Consider the following 15124-nt stretch of genomic DNA (forward strand, 5'->3'; position numbering starts at 1 on the left):
GCTTCACATTAGAATATAGGTTAAGTCCTCGATCTATTAGTATCTGTCAGCTCCACGTGTCACCACGCTTCCACCTCAGACCTATCAACCTGATCATCTTTCAGGGATCTTACTTCCTTGCGGAATGGGAAATCTCATCTTGAGGGGGGCTTCATGCTTAGATGCTTTCAGCACTTATCCCGTCCGCACATAGCTACCCAGCGATGCCCTTGGCAGAACAACTGGTACACCAGCGGTGCGTCCATCCCGGTCCTCTCGTACTAAGGACAGCTCCTCTCAAATTTCCTGCGCCCGCGACGGATAGGGACCGAACTGTCTCACGACGTTCTGAACCCAGCTCGCGTACCGCTTTAATGGGCGAACAGCCCAACCCTTGGGACCGACTACAGCCCCAGGATGCGATGAGCCGACATCGAGGTGCCAAACCTCCCCGTCGATGTGGACTCTTGGGGGAGATAAGCCTGTTATCCCCGGGGTAGCTTTTATCCGTTGAGCGATGGCCCTTCCATGCGGAACCACCGGATCACTAAGCCCGACTTTCGTCCCTGCTCGACTTGTAGGTCTCGCAGTCAAGCTCCCTTGTGCCTTTACACTCTGCGAATGATTTCCAACCATTCTGAGGGAACCTTTGGGCGCCTCCGTTACATTTTAGGAGGCGACCGCCCCAGTCAAACTGCCCACCTGACACTGTCTCCCTGCCCGATAAGGGCAGCGGGTTAGAAGGTCAATACAGCCAGGGTAGTATCCCACCGATGCCTCCACCGAAGCTAGCGCTCCGGTTTCCAAGGCTCCTACCTATCCTGTACAAGCTGTACCAACATTCAATATCAGGCTGCAGTAAAGCTCCACGGGGTCTTTCCGTCCTGTCGCGGGTAACCTGCATCTTCACAGGTACTATAATTTCACCGAGTCTCTCGTTGAGACAGTGCCCAGATCGTTGCGCCTTTCGTGCGGGTCGGAACTTACCCGACAAGGAATTTCGCTACCTTAGGACCGTTATAGTTACGGCCGCCGTTTACTGGGGCTTCAATTCGCACCTTCGCTTACGCTAAGCGCTCCTCTTAACCTTCCAGCACCGGGCAGGCGTCAGCCCCTATACTTCGCCTTACGGCTTCGCAGAGACCTGTGTTTTTGCTAAACAGTCGCCTGGGCCTATTCACTGCGGCTTCTCGGGGCTTTAACACCCTAAGAAGCACCCCTTCTCCCGAAGTTACGGGGTCATTTTGCCGAGTTCCTTAACGAGAGTTCTCTCGATCACCTTAGGATTCTCTCCTCGCCTACCTGTGTCGGTTTGCGGTACGGGCACCTCTCACCTCGCTAGAGGCTTTTCTTGGCAGTGTGGAATCAGGAACTTCGCTACTAAATTTCGCTCGCCATCACAGCTCAGCCTTTACGGGAAACGGATTTGCCTATTTCCCAGCCTAACTGCTTGGACGCGGATATCCAATACCGCGCTTACCCTATCCTCCTGCGTCCCCCCATTGCTCAAATGGTGAGGAGGTGGTACAGGAATATCAACCTGTTGTCCATCGCCTACGCCTTTCGGCCTCGGCTTAGGTCCCGACTAACCCTGAGCGGACGAGCCTTCCTCAGGAAACCTTAGGCATTCGGTGGACGGGATTCTCACCCGTCTTTCGCTACTCATACCGGCATTCTCACTTCTAAGCGCTCCACCAGTCCTTCCGGTCTGGCTTCACAGCCCTTAGAACGCTCTCCTACCACTGTTCGTAAGAACAGTCCGCAGCTTCGGTGATACGTTTAGCCCCGGTACATTTTCGGCGCAGAGTCACTCGACCAGTGAGCTATTACGCACTCTTTAAATGGTGGCTGCTTCTAAGCCAACATCCTGGTTGTCTAAGCAACTCCACATCCTTTTCCACTTAACGTATACTTTGGGACCTTAGCTGGCGGTCTGGGCTGTTTCCCTTTCGACTACGGATCTTATCACTCGCAGTCTGACTCCCAAGGATAAGTCATCGGCATTCGGAGTTTGACTGAATTCGGTAACCCGGTAGGGGCCCCTAGTCCAATCAGTGCTCTACCTCCGAGACTCTTACCTTGAGGCTAGCCCTAAAGCTATTTCGGAGAGAACCAGCTATCTCCAGGTTCGATTGGCATTTCACCCCTACCCACACCTCATCCCCGCACTTTTCAACGTGCGTGGGTTCGGGCCTCCATTCAGTGTTACCTGAACTTCACCCTGGACATGGGTAGATCACCTGGTTTCGGGTCTACGACCACGTACTCATGCGCCCTATTCAGACTCGCTTTCGCTGCGGCTCCGCATCTTCTGCTTAACCTTGCACGGGATCGTAACTCGCCGGTTCATTCTACAAAAGGCACGCCATCACCCGTTAACGGGCTCTGACTACTTGTAGGCACACGGTTTCAGGATCTATTTCACTCCCCTTCCGGGGTGCTTTTCACCTTTCCCTCACGGTACTGGTTCACTATCGGTCACTAGGGAGTATTTAGCCTTGGGAGATGGTCCTCCCGGATTCCGACGGAATTTCACGTGTTCCGCCGTACTCAGGATCCACTCTGGAGAGAACAACATTTCAGTTACAGGGCTGTTACCTTCTTTGGCGGGCCTTTCCAGACCTCTTCGCTTATATCGTTCCTTTGTAACTCCGTATAGAGTGTCCTACAACCCCAAGAGGCAAGCCTCTTGGTTTGGGCTGTTCCCGTTTCGCTCGCCGCTACTCAGGGAATCGCATTTGCTTTCTCTTCCTCCGGGTACTTAGATGTTTCAGTTCCCCGGGTATGCCTTCTCATACTCTATGTATTCAAGTATGGATACTACTCCATTACGAGCAGTGGGTTTCCCCATTCGGAAATCTCCGGATCAAAGCTTGCTTACAGCTCCCCGAAGCATATCGGTGTTCGTCCCGTCCTTCATCGGCTCCTAGTGCCAAGGCATCCACCGTGCGCCCTTTCTAACTTAACCATTTCTTACTTTAGAAAGAATCACTATGTGTGATGAACTTTGCATTGCATTCAATGTGAATGTATTACTTATTGTTATCTAGTTTTCAAAGAACACGTTGGTGGAGCCTAGCGGGATCGAACCGCTGACCTCCTGCGTGCAAGGCAGGCGCTCTCCCAGCTGAGCTAAGGCCCCGATTTAATAGAAGATGGTGGGCCTGAGTGGACTCGAACCACCGACCTCACGCTTATCAGGCGTGCGCTCTAACCAGCTGAGCTACAGGCCCATCTTTCATATCGAAGATATGATGTTGTAGGATCTTTTGCAAGTTCCTTCAAAACTAAACAAGACGAAAACGCACGCTGCTCCATATATCCTTAGAAAGGAGGTGATCCAGCCGCACCTTCCGATACGGCTACCTTGTTACGACTTCACCCCAATCATCTGCCCCACCTTCGGCGGCTGGCTCCATAAAGGTTACCTCACCGACTTCGGGTGTTGCAAACTCTCGTGGTGTGACGGGCGGTGTGTACAAGGCCCGGGAACGTATTCACCGCGGCATGCTGATCCGCGATTACTAGCGATTCCAGCTTCACGCAGTCGAGTTGCAGACTGCGATCCGAACTGAGAACAGATTTATGGGATTGGCTAAACCTTGCGGTCTTGCAGCCCTTTGTTCTGTCCATTGTAGCACGTGTGTAGCCCAGGTCATAAGGGGCATGATGATTTGACGTCATCCCCACCTTCCTCCGGTTTGTCACCGGCAGTCACCTTAGAGTGCCCAACTGAATGCTGGCAACTAAGATCAAGGGTTGCGCTCGTTGCGGGACTTAACCCAACATCTCACGACACGAGCTGACGACAACCATGCACCACCTGTCACTCTGTCCCCGAAGGGAAAGCCCTATCTCTAGGGTTGTCAGAGGATGTCAAGACCTGGTAAGGTTCTTCGCGTTGCTTCGAATTAAACCACATGCTCCACCGCTTGTGCGGGCCCCCGTCAATTCCTTTGAGTTTCAGTCTTGCGACCGTACTCCCCAGGCGGAGTGCTTAATGCGTTAGCTGCAGCACTAAGGGGCGGAAACCCCCTAACACTTAGCACTCATCGTTTACGGCGTGGACTACCAGGGTATCTAATCCTGTTCGCTCCCCACGCTTTCGCTCCTCAGCGTCAGTTACAGACCAGAGAGTCGCCTTCGCCACTGGTGTTCCTCCACATCTCTACGCATTTCACCGCTACACGTGGAATTCCACTCTCCTCTTCTGCACTCAAGTTTCCCAGTTTCCAATGACCCTCCCCGGTTGAGCCGGGGGCTTTCACATCAGACTTAAGAAACCGCCTGCGAGCCCTTTACGCCCAATAATTCCGGACAACGCTTGCCACCTACGTATTACCGCGGCTGCTGGCACGTAGTTAGCCGTGGCTTTCTGGTTAGGTACCGTCAAGGTGCGAGCAGTTACTCTCGCACTTGTTCTTCCCTAACAACAGAGCTTTACGATCCGAAAACCTTCATCACTCACGCGGCGTTGCTCCGTCAGACTTTCGTCCATTGCGGAAGATTCCCTACTGCTGCCTCCCGTAGGAGTCTGGGCCGTGTCTCAGTCCCAGTGTGGCCGATCACCCTCTCAGGTCGGCTACGCATCGTCGCCTTGGTGAGCCATTACCCCACCAACTAGCTAATGCGCCGCGGGTCCATCTGTAAGTGACAGCCGAAACCGTCTTTCATCCTTGAACCATGCGGTTCAAGGAACTATCCGGTATTAGCTCCGGTTTCCCGGAGTTATCCCAGTCTTACAGGCAGGTTACCCACGTGTTACTCACCCGTCCGCCGCTAACATCCGGGAGCAAGCTCCCTTCTGTCCGCTCGACTTGCATGTATTAGGCACGCCGCCAGCGTTCGTCCTGAGCCAGGATCAAACTCTCCGAAAAAGTACAAAACCGAAGTTTTGCTTTTCGTCAGCGTTTGACTGACTACCTATGAAGCATCATAGGATTTTTTTATAAAAACTCGAATTAACAGGTACGTTTTGTCTTGTTTAGTTTTCAAAGAACTTGTGTGTCACTCTCTCAAAGCGACCACTTAAATATATCATATATCTCTATCAACAGTCAACATTTTTCTTGAAAAACATTTTATTTTTTTAAGAAGTTTCCACTATAGAAGAGATAAAAAATAGAGCCTCTTTTTGCTCCTTTGAAAGATTAACACATATCTATGAAAAAAGCATTATAAATTTCAAAAAAACTCATGTTTTTTTAGAAAAAAATAAAGCCGGTGAAGAACCGGCTTTATTTTTACTCAGATTGCTCTTGATCTGACTCTATAGTTTCTACGTTTTCTTCACTATTCTCTTCATCATCTTCTTGTGATTGTTCAACTAATGCCACTGTAGCAACATGTTCATCATCACCAAGACGAATCAGGCGGACACCTTGAGTGACTCTACCTGTTGTTGAAATGTCTGAAACGGCCATACGAATGATCACGCCGCTTCCTGTAATAATCATCAAGTCCTCTTCAGCTTCAGCATTCGTCGCCTTCACTGCGACAAGCGGACCATTGTTGTCAGTGATTTTACATGTTTTAAGACCTTTACCGCCCCGACTTTGAACACGGTATTCTTTTTCAGGTGTTAACTTACCATATCCTTTTTCGGTTACGATCAATACGTTTGCATCTGGCTCAAGGATTTCCATCCCAACGACGATGTCATCTTCAGAAAGCGTAATTCCTTTCACGCCAGCTGCCGTTCGTCCCATTTCACGAACGTCTGTCTCGTCGAAACGAATCAGCATACCTTTTTTCGTACCAATGATGATTTGTTTTTCTCCATTGGTTAAACGGACAGCCATCAGTTCATCTTCGTCACGAAGACTTAATGCGATAAGTCCATTGTTTCGAATGTTGGCAAACTGAGATAATGATGTTCGTTTTGATACACCATGTCTTGTTGTAAAGAAGAGATACGAATCTTCATCAAATTCGCTTACTGGAATAATGGCATTAATCCACTCTCCCTTTTCTACTTCAAGCAGGTTAATAATCGGAATCCCTTTCGCCGTTCGTCCGAATTCAGGAATCTCATATCCCTTCGCACGATAGACCTTCCCTTTATTAGAGAAGAAGAGGATCGTATCATGGGTAGATGTTGAAATCAGCTGTTCTACGAAATCATCCTCATTGGTTCCCATGCCCTGAACACCTTTACCGCCTCTTTTTTGGCTGCGGTAGGTTGATGCAGGCAGACGCTTGATATAACCATTATGAGTCAGCGTAATCACAATATTCTCAACAGGGATCAAATCTTCGTCTTCAATTGTTTCAATACCTGCCGTCACAATTTCAGTACGGCGCGTATCATTGAAACGTTCTTTGATTTCTGTTAATTCTTCTCTAATGATTTCAAGAACTTTCTCATTGTCTGCTAAAATGGCTTTCAACTCAGCAATCAAATCAACAAGTCCTTTGTATTCTTCTTCTATCTTTTCTCTTTCCAAACCAGTTAAGCGCTGAAGACGCATATCAAGAATGGCCTGTGCTTGTTTTTCGGACAAGCTATAGTTCTCCATTAAGCCATTTCTCGCAATTTCAGCAGTTTGAGAGCTTCTAATTAATGCAATGACTTCATCTAAGTGGTCAAGAGCGATTCTCAAACCTTCTAGAATATGAGCTCTTGCTTCAGCTTTACGAAGTTCATATGCTGTTCTTCTGCGAATGATCACTTTTTGATGCTCTAGATAATATTCAAGACATTGTTTGAGGGACAAGACTTTCGGCTGTCCATCAACTAGTGCCAATAAGTTGATCCCAAATGACGTTTGGAGTGTCGTTTGTTTATAAAGATTGTTTAATAGAACGTGGGCGTTCGCGTCTCTTCGCAGTTCAATTACAATCCGCATACCATTACGATCAGACTCGTCACGCAGATCTGTAATGCCATCAATCTTTTTATCGCGCACAAGATCAGCAATTTTTTCAATCAAACGGGCTTTGTTGACCTGATATGGAATTTCATTGATGACAATCCGCTGCTTACCGCTGGATGTTTCTTCGATGATAGACTTTGCACGTAATGTAATAGAGCCTCGGCCTGTTTCATATGCTTTGCGAATTCCACTTCGGCCTATGATTTGTCCCGCAGTTGGGAAGTCTGGTCCTGGAATGATATCCATTAGTTCCTGTGTTGTCATTTCTGGGTTTTGACTAATCGCCAGTACCCCGTCAATCACTTCACCTAGTTGGTGAGGCGGAATGTTGGTTGCCATTCCTACAGCGATACCTGTTGCCCCGTTGACTAATAAGTTCGGGAATCGAGCAGGCATAACGATTGGTTCTCTTTCACTGCCATCGTAGTTATCTTGATAATCAATCGTGTCCTTGGTGATATCACGCAGGATCTCCATTGAGATTTTTGATAGACGCGCCTCAGTATAACGCATCGCTGCTGCACTGTCTCCATCGACAGAACCAAAGTTCCCGTGTCCTTCAACTAGCATATTTCGATAGTTGAAGTCTTGCGCCATACGAACCATCGCTTCGTATACAGCGCTGTCACCGTGAGGGTGGTACTTACCGATAACTTCCCCAACGATACGTGCAGATTTCTTAAATGGTTTATCACTTGTCATACCTAGGTCATTCATCGCATACAAAATTCTTCGATGCACGGGCTTCAATCCGTCTCGCACATCTGGTAATGCACGCGAAACAATAACACTCATTGCATAATCTAAAAAGGACGTACGCATTTCTTGACTAATATTCACTTCACGTACATTTGGTGTATGTTGTTCACTCACTATAAGAACCTCCCTTTACGTATCACATGAAATAAATTATGTGGGAGTAAAATATGTATTTATCTTCACAAGACTATTCTCCATTATATCAATAATCTCGGCTTTATACACATTAATTTACTAGAAAATCAACGAAAACACGGAAAACCAGGACATTCGTTTTACACACCTATTTCTTGAAAAACAACCTTATTCCAAACAAGAAATAAGGTTGTTCTCAGGAGGGATTCATCTAAATATCAAGGTTTTTCACGTATTGTGCATTTTCTTCGATAAAGTTCCGTCTCGGCTCTACTTTATCTCCCATCAGCATTTCAAATGTCTCATCAGCATCCATTGCATCCTCAAGTGTGACTTGAAGAAGTGTTCTTGCTCCAGGATCCATTGTTGTTTCCCAAAGCTGAGTCGCATTCATCTCTCCAAGACCTTTATAACGCTGAAGTCCAGGCTTTGGTGTTTGAGGCAGTGATTTCAACAGCTCATCCAGCTGTTTATCGTTATACACATACTCCACACGTTTTCCTTGCTGCACTTTATATAAAGGCGGCTGTGCAATATACACATAACCGTTTTCAATGATTTGACGCATGTAACGATAGAAGAATGTTAAGAGAAGCGTTCGGATATGCGCTCCATCTACATCGGCATCTGTCATGATCACAACTTTGTGATAGCGTGCTTTCTCTAAAGTGAAGTCTTCTCCGATTCCAGTTCCTAACGCTGTAATCATTGCACGAACTTCGTTGTTCGATAAAATTTTATCTAAACGAGCTTTTTCTACGTTTAGGATCTTCCCTCTTAACGGTAAGATCGCTTGGAAGTGACGATCACGACCTTGCTTAGCAGATCCGCCCGCAGAATCTCCCTCTACAATATAGAGCTCAGAGATGGATGGATCTTTTGAAGAACAGTCCGCAAGTTTCCCAGGTAAGCTGGAGACTTCCAGCGCACTTTTACGTCTTGTCAGCTCACGAGCCTTTTTGGCAGCCATTCTTGCACGAGCCGCCATCAGTCCCTTTTCCACAATTTTTTTCGCAGAATCAGGATTTTCAAGCAAGAATTTCTCAAGTGCTTCAGAGAAAAGGGAGTCAGTGATGGTTCTCGCTTCTGAGTTCCCAAGCTTTGTCTTCGTTTGTCCTTCGAATTGAGGGTCTGGATGTTTGATGGAGATAATGGCTGTTAAGCCTTCTCGCACATCTTCACCGCTCAAATTCGAATCCCCATCTTTGAATACGCCATTTTTACGAGCATAATCATTGATGACACGCGTTAGACCGGTTTTAAAGCCAGCTTCGTGTGTTCCGCCTTCATACGTGTTGATATTGTTGGCGAAGGAATAGATATTGCTTGTATAGGAATCGTTGTATTGTAATGCCACTTCCACCGTGATTCCGTCTTTCTCACCTTCGATATAAACAGGTTCTTCGTGAACGACTTCTTTTGAGCGGTTTAAATGTTCTACATAACTCTTAATACCGCCTTCGTAGCAGTATTCATTTCTCCGCTCTTTTCCTTCACGCAAGTCTTCAATGATGATGTTTACACCTTTTGTTAAGAAAGCCAACTCACGAACACGGTTGGCAAGTGTATCGTAATCAAATTCAATGGTTTCCGTGAAAATTTCCGGGTCTGGCACAAAGTGAGTGGTTGTCCCGGTTACATCTGTTTCACCAATAACCTCTAAATCTCCCACTGGAACGCCGCGTTTGAATTGCTGATAATGAATTTTTCCGTCACGGTATACAGTCACGTCTAAGGTAGTAGATAATGCATTTACAACAGATGCCCCTACACCATGTAGACCGCCTGATACTTTATAACCGCTGCCGTCGAATTTACCGCCAGCGTGAAGAACAGTCATAATGACCTCTACGGCAGGACGCCCCATTTTCTCATGAATTCCAACAGGAATCCCGCGGCCATTATCTTTTACTGTAATGCTATTATCTTTTTCAATTTGCACTGTAATGTCTGTACAATAACCAGCTAATGCCTCATCAATACTGTTGTCGACAATTTCCCATACAAGATGGTGAAGTCCTTTTGCATTGGTTGACCCAATGTACATTCCTGGACGTTTTCTAACAGCTTCTAGTCCTTCAAGCACCTGTATCTGATTTTCATCATAACTATTATGTTGCTGTTCCATTGCCACGTACATTCACCTACACTTTTCTTAAACGATATATTTATATGAATTGAGCTTTTAGACTTCAATTTCAATCACAAACGAAGCACGTTTTTTGAGCGTGCTTGAGGAAAGAGGAGAGTAATAAACAGATTCAGTTGTGACGACAATGGATTTGGGTGTCCCTTGGGATAACGAAATGATTTGTTTCTCTTGTTTTTGTAGAAACTCTTCTACAACAGAAGACGACCTCATTTTGTAATCAACAATTGCGACAATCTCTCGTGTAGAAACAACACAATCATCACCTAAATGAATATACAAGACTCACACCTCATTTATCAGTCAATTACTTTTCCACTGGCTACTCTGAAAATTTCCGCTTCTTTCAGGGTGGCGTGATCGATACCTTCAACACTTGTTGTGGTGACGAAGGTCTGGACACGTCCCTGAATGGTATGGAGCAAATGAGACTGTCTGTAATCATCAAGTTCAGATAAAACATCATCAAGTAGAAGAATAGGATATTCTCCGATTTCTTCATGTATCAGATCAATTTCTGCCAGCTTTAGTGAAAGAGCTGTTGTTCTTTGCTGCCCTTGAGAGCCATATGTCTGAACATCCCGACCATTTACAAAGAAAAGCAGATCATCTCTGTGAGGTCCCCACAGTGTCACCCCTCGGTCAATTTCTCTCTCTCTTAGTTTCTGAAACGATTCTTCATAGCTATTCTTTATTTTCGACAAGTCTGACGCTTCTGATACCTCTATTGCCGTCTGGTATTGGAGCGTGAGTGTTTCTAGCTCTCTAGAAATCCCAAAATGCAGCGGCTGCGCCCATTTTTCGAGCTGTTTCGTAAAAGTCAGTCGTCTTTTGACAACTTTCGCTGCCGCATCAATCAACTGCTCTGTTAAAATCTCCAGCATCGCTTGATCCGTTTGCTTTCTTGTCTGCAATTGTTTCAAGTAATGATTACGCTGAGAGAGGATTTTTTGATAGAGCGATAAATCATGCAAGTAGACAGCAGAAACTTGTCCAATCTCCATGTCGAGGAATCTTCTGCGGATTTGCGGGCTGCCCTTCACAAGACTTAAGTCCTCTGGCGCAAACATGATGGTGTTTAACGCACCAACATAATGACTGAGCTTCTGTTGTTCAATGTGATTGACCTTACCCTTTTTCCCTTTTTTTGAGATCACGAGCTGCATTGGGAGTGGACCATTTTTTTTAATGACTCTACCTTCTATTTTAGCATAGTCTTGGTCCCATCGGATAAGTTCTTTATCATTTGACGTACGATGAGACTTTGCCATCGACAATACATAGATCGCTTCCATCAAGTTCGTTTTACCTTGGGCATTCTCACCGATCATGACATTCACCTTATTGTCGAATTGAAGCTCGGTGTGTTCATAATTTCGGTATGAAGTTAACGCCAGACTTTGAATGTACATGTATTGTCACCCGTTTCTAATTCACAACTTGAAATGTGCCGTAACCTTCAATCTCGACAACATCTCCTGGGTATAGTTTGCGTCCCCGTCTATTATCTGGCTCTTGATTAATGAACACCTCATGTTCACTCAAAAACCATTTCGCCATTCCGCCAGATTGGATGACTTCGGCTAATTTCAAAAACTGCCCTAATGTAATCATTTCTGTTTCAATGGTTATAAGATTAGGCATTGTATCGACCTCTTTCAATATCACTAATATCTAATTGTACTAAAAAACAAGACAAGAAGGAAAGGGGGAAAGCGAACTGGGATGAAAGAAAGCATGGAAAATGAGAAGAAAAGCTGCTGTGCACTCACACAGCAGCCATTTTAGATTGAATTAATACGTTCTTACCGGAAGAATCAATTGCAAGATAGAATCATCATTCGGCGTACGCAGCAGGAACGGTCTCATTGCACCAGTGAAGCTTACATGAATGTCGGTTCCCTCTAATACTTTTAACGCATCCAGCATATATTTTGGACTGAAGGAGATTTTAAGATCTTCCCCTTTAATATCATCTGCTTGAACCGTCTCCACCACTTTACCGATCTCAGGCGAATTAGAAGAGATTTCAAGGCTTTGTTCAGGATCAGCTGACAGTTTCACGACATTATTACGTCCTTCTCTTGCCAAAAGTGATGCACGATCAATGGCTTGAAGGAACTCTTTCGTGTTGACTACGACATCCGTTTTACTTTCTTGCGGGATCAGACGAGCTGTATCTGGATAATTACCATCCAGCAATCTTGAGAAGAACAGGACGTTTTGTGCTTTAAAAAGAACTTGTGTTTCTGTAATGACGATGCTTACAAGATCTTGTCCATCATCAAGAATTTTACTTAGCTCTGTTAAACTCTTCCCTGGAATGACGACATTATACGAACTTTCCTCGTTAATATCTAACTTCGCTTTTCTTAAAGCAAGACGGTGGCTATCCGTCGCCGTGCATATTAATTCACCTTTTTCAACTTTCCAGTTTACACCTGTCAAGATAGGTCGTGTTTCTGAGGTGGACACTGCAAAAACAGTTTGACGAATCAAGTTTTTAAGCAGATCTGTCGGAATTTGAAATGCATGATGCTCTTCAATTTGTGGAAGATGCGGATATTCTTCAGCATCTAAGCCGTTTAAGTTAAATTCTGCTGAACCAGAGCGGATGATGGTCAGGTGATTTTGTTCTACTTCAATTTCGACAGTAGCCATAGGTAGTTTCTTTACAATTTCACTAAAGAAGCGGGCTTGAAGCACGATACTTCCCGGACGATCGATGGTGATAACCTCTAAATCTCCATCTCTTTGAGGAATGAAAGATTCAATTGAGATATCAGAATCGCTTCCTGTTAGAGAAACCCCTTCATCAGACGCAACAATTTTAATCCCTGTCAAAATAGGAATCGTTGTTCTAGAGGATACGGCCTTTAATACATCTTGGACACTTTGGACAAGACGATCTTTTTGAATCGTGAATTTCATAGTGGTCCTCCTAAATTTTCTTAATGACATGTATATATATTTTATTAATAAAAATCGTAGAAGTAATAGTAGGGCTTGTGAATATGTGGATAAGTCGAGAAAAAGAAAGGAAAGACAGCCTATCCACATGTGGACAGACTGTGTATGACTATGCTCTAGTTATTCACATTTTCCCGTACTCATTATATCAGCTTGGTTATTTTAATTGTTCTTTGATCTCTTTGACATGCTGCTGAAGCTGTTCATCTTCAACGATTAATTTCGAAATCTTCTCATGAGCATGAATGACAGTCGTATGATCACGGCCGCCAAATTCTTCTCCGATTTTAGGAAGAGAGGAATCGGTCATTTCTCTAGAGAGGTACATGGCAATTTGTCTTGGATAAGCAACTGACTTCGTACGTTTCTTCGCTTTGAAATCCTCTAATCGAATATTAAATTGCTGCCCTACAATTCTCTGAATATCTTTAATTGTAATGACCTTTGGCTTCGATGAAGGAATGATGTCCTTTAGTGCCTCAGCTGCTAGATCTGCATTAATGTCTTTATTAATTAAAGATGAGTAAGCAACGACACGAATCAAAGCACCCTCCAGCTCACGAATATTGCTGTCGATTTGATTGGCAATGTAAAGCATGACTTCATTTGGAATATCTAAGCCTTCTGCTTTTGCTTTTTTGCGCAGAATTGCGATACGTGTTTCTAGATCTGGCGGGGTAATGTCTGTAATTAACCCCCATTCAAATCGAGAGCGCAATCTGTCTTCAAGTGTCGGAATTTCTTTCGGAGGCCGGTCACTAGAAATGACGATTTGCTTACTTTCTTCGTGAAGTGTGTTGAATGTATGGAAAAACTCTTCTTGAGTTTGTTCTTTTCCTGCTAAAAATTGAATATCATCTATCAAAAGCACGTCTACATTCCGATAACGGTTACGGAAGTCGACAGCTTTGTTATCTCGGATTGAGTTGATAAATTCATTAGTAAATTTTTCAGATGATAGATAGACCACTTTGGCTGATGGATTATGGTCGATCACATAATGACCAATCGCATGCATCAAGTGAGTCTTTCCTAAACCAACGCCCCCATAAATAAAAAGCGGGTTATATGCTTTTGCTGGTGCTTCCGCGACTGCAAGTGAAGCGGCATGAGCAAAACGGTTGCCTGAACCAATAACAAAAGTATCAAATGTATATTTTGGATTCAGCATATTTTGTGGAATGTCAACGGGCTCTTCTTTAGACATTTTTTTGATTGGAGACTTTGGCATGGCTTCCTCTTCGTCCTGATTTTGAGGAATAATAAATTTAATGCTGAGCTCTTCACCTGTTAGTTCATAGATGGTATCAGCAATTAAGTGAAGATATCTTGACTCGAGCCAATCTCTAGCAAATTCATTTGGTGCCGTAATTGTAAGCGTATCTCCCTGAAGAGAATGGGCTTTTGTCGATTTCATCCATGTCTCAAAACTGGGTTTGCTCAATTTTGTCTCTATTTTTTGAAGTGCTTTATTCCACAGATCCAAAATATTTTCCATAAGGCTTCTCCCCCCTCCTTTTCTTTTTAAAATGACCAGTATCAAACTGTTATAGAACACGAAAAAGAGCAAATGGTCATCACCATTCGTGCACATACATTGTTGAAAACAATTAATATAGTAGAAAAACGTCTTTTCGACAAATTACACAAGCTGTGGATAAACAATTCAACAGGCTGTGTAATAACTTTCCACAGGTTATCCACAATTTGTGGATAATATAAATGGGCCAGATAAGTAATTAAGAGTTAAAACACAAATATAATATCAAAATAAACAAGATGGTGCAATGGGTGTCACAAACTTATCCACACACTTTACATCCTGTTGAAAAATAATTATCCACATCGGTTATTTGTGTGAAAAAAATGTCGATAATGGGTGTGGATAGTCTAAATATGCCGGAAAAATATCCACATCCATGTTTTGAAGGTCTTTTAGGAGGAAAAAAAGAATAAAATGCTGGAAACTAAAAAAGAAGGTTTCTTCGTTTGATGACTTATGTTATGCTTATAAGGTTGATAATAAGAGTTTTATCATTGATATTGACAATCGATGGGTTACACAAATATAATGAGTTAGACTGTCTTAAACAGCTATTCCTCAGGGAGGTGTCATAAATGAAAAGAACGTTTCAACCAAATAACCGTAAGCGTAGTAAAGTTCATGGCTTCCGCAGCCGTATGAGTACTAAAAACGGACGTCTAGTTTTAAAGCGACGCCGCAGCAAAGGTAGAAAAAAATTATCAGCTTAGGCCA

The 15124-nt window shown here is 44.2% G+C and carries 8 protein-coding genes, 2 tRNA genes and 2 rRNA genes; 1 reads left to right on the forward strand and 11 read right to left on the reverse strand.

The genetic code is table 11. The features are described 5' to 3' along the window. Positions 1 to 16: 16 nt before the first annotated feature. The 11 genes from V6Z54_RS07310 to dnaA form a co-directional block, all read right to left on the reverse strand. Positions 17 to 2947, reverse strand: a 23S ribosomal RNA gene (locus tag V6Z54_RS07310). Between the two features lie 98 nt (positions 2948 to 3045). Further along, positions 3046 to 3121: transfer RNA gene (locus V6Z54_RS07315), tRNA-Ala, on the reverse strand. A gap of 14 nt (positions 3122 to 3135) precedes the next feature. Beyond that, a tRNA-Ile gene (locus V6Z54_RS07320) sits at positions 3136 to 3212 on the reverse strand. A 95-nt stretch (positions 3213 to 3307) separates the two neighbouring features. Next, a 16S ribosomal RNA gene (locus tag V6Z54_RS07325) occupies positions 3308 to 4856 on the reverse strand. The 16S and 23S rRNA genes sit together here with 2 tRNA genes alongside, the layout of an rRNA operon. A 366-nt stretch (positions 4857 to 5222) precedes the next feature. After that, positions 5223 to 7727, reverse strand: a complete 2505-nt coding sequence (gene gyrA / locus V6Z54_RS07330) for a DNA gyrase subunit A (protein ID WP_041089367.1) — start codon at positions 7725 to 7727, stop codon at positions 5223 to 5225. 232 nt (positions 7728 to 7959) lie between these two features. Continuing rightward, the gene (gyrB, locus tag V6Z54_RS07335) at positions 7960 to 9876 is read right to left on the reverse strand and encodes a DNA topoisomerase (ATP-hydrolyzing) subunit B (RefSeq protein ID WP_041089494.1); all 1917 of its coding nucleotides are present in this window, start codon (positions 9874 to 9876) and stop codon (positions 7960 to 7962) included. Between the two features lie 57 nt (positions 9877 to 9933). Then, positions 9934 to 10179 (reverse strand): extracellular matrix/biofilm biosynthesis regulator RemA family protein, encoded by a 246-nt coding sequence (locus tag V6Z54_RS07340; RefSeq protein WP_039175827.1) that lies wholly within the window; start codon positions 10177 to 10179, stop codon positions 9934 to 9936. 17 nt (positions 10180 to 10196) lie between these two features. After that, the gene (gene recF / locus V6Z54_RS07345; RefSeq protein ID WP_024424075.1) at positions 10197 to 11309 is read right to left on the reverse strand and encodes a DNA replication/repair protein RecF; all 1113 of its coding nucleotides are present in this window, start codon (positions 11307 to 11309) and stop codon (positions 10197 to 10199) included. A 16-nt stretch (positions 11310 to 11325) separates the two neighbouring features. Continuing rightward, a complete protein-coding gene (yaaA, locus tag V6Z54_RS07350) occupies positions 11326 to 11541 on the reverse strand; it encodes a S4 domain-containing protein YaaA (protein WP_008360916.1) in 216 nt (71 codons plus the stop codon). Positions 11542 to 11691: 150 nt separating this feature from the next. Next, on the reverse strand, positions 11692 to 12828 hold the full coding sequence (dnaN, locus tag V6Z54_RS07355; protein WP_039175825.1) for a DNA polymerase III subunit beta: 1137 nt from the start codon (positions 12826 to 12828) through the stop codon (positions 11692 to 11694). A gap of 196 nt (positions 12829 to 13024) precedes the next feature. Continuing rightward, complete coding sequence (gene dnaA, locus V6Z54_RS07360; RefSeq protein ID WP_024424073.1) at positions 13025 to 14365, reverse strand: chromosomal replication initiator protein DnaA; 1341 nt, start codon at positions 14363 to 14365, stop codon at positions 13025 to 13027. 620 nt (positions 14366 to 14985) lie between these two features. On the opposite strand from dnaA, the gene rpmH reads away from it, so the two are divergent. Then, the gene (gene rpmH / locus V6Z54_RS07365) at positions 14986 to 15120 is read left to right on the forward strand and encodes a 50S ribosomal protein L34 (protein WP_073208224.1); all 135 of its coding nucleotides are present in this window, start codon (positions 14986 to 14988) and stop codon (positions 15118 to 15120) included. Positions 15121 to 15124 lie beyond the last annotated feature (4 nt).

Source organism: Bacillus sp. MAG717A (genome assembly GCF_036884855.1).
GTDB classification, from domain to species: Bacteria; Bacillota; Bacilli; order Bacillales; family Bacillaceae; genus Bacillus; species Bacillus safensis.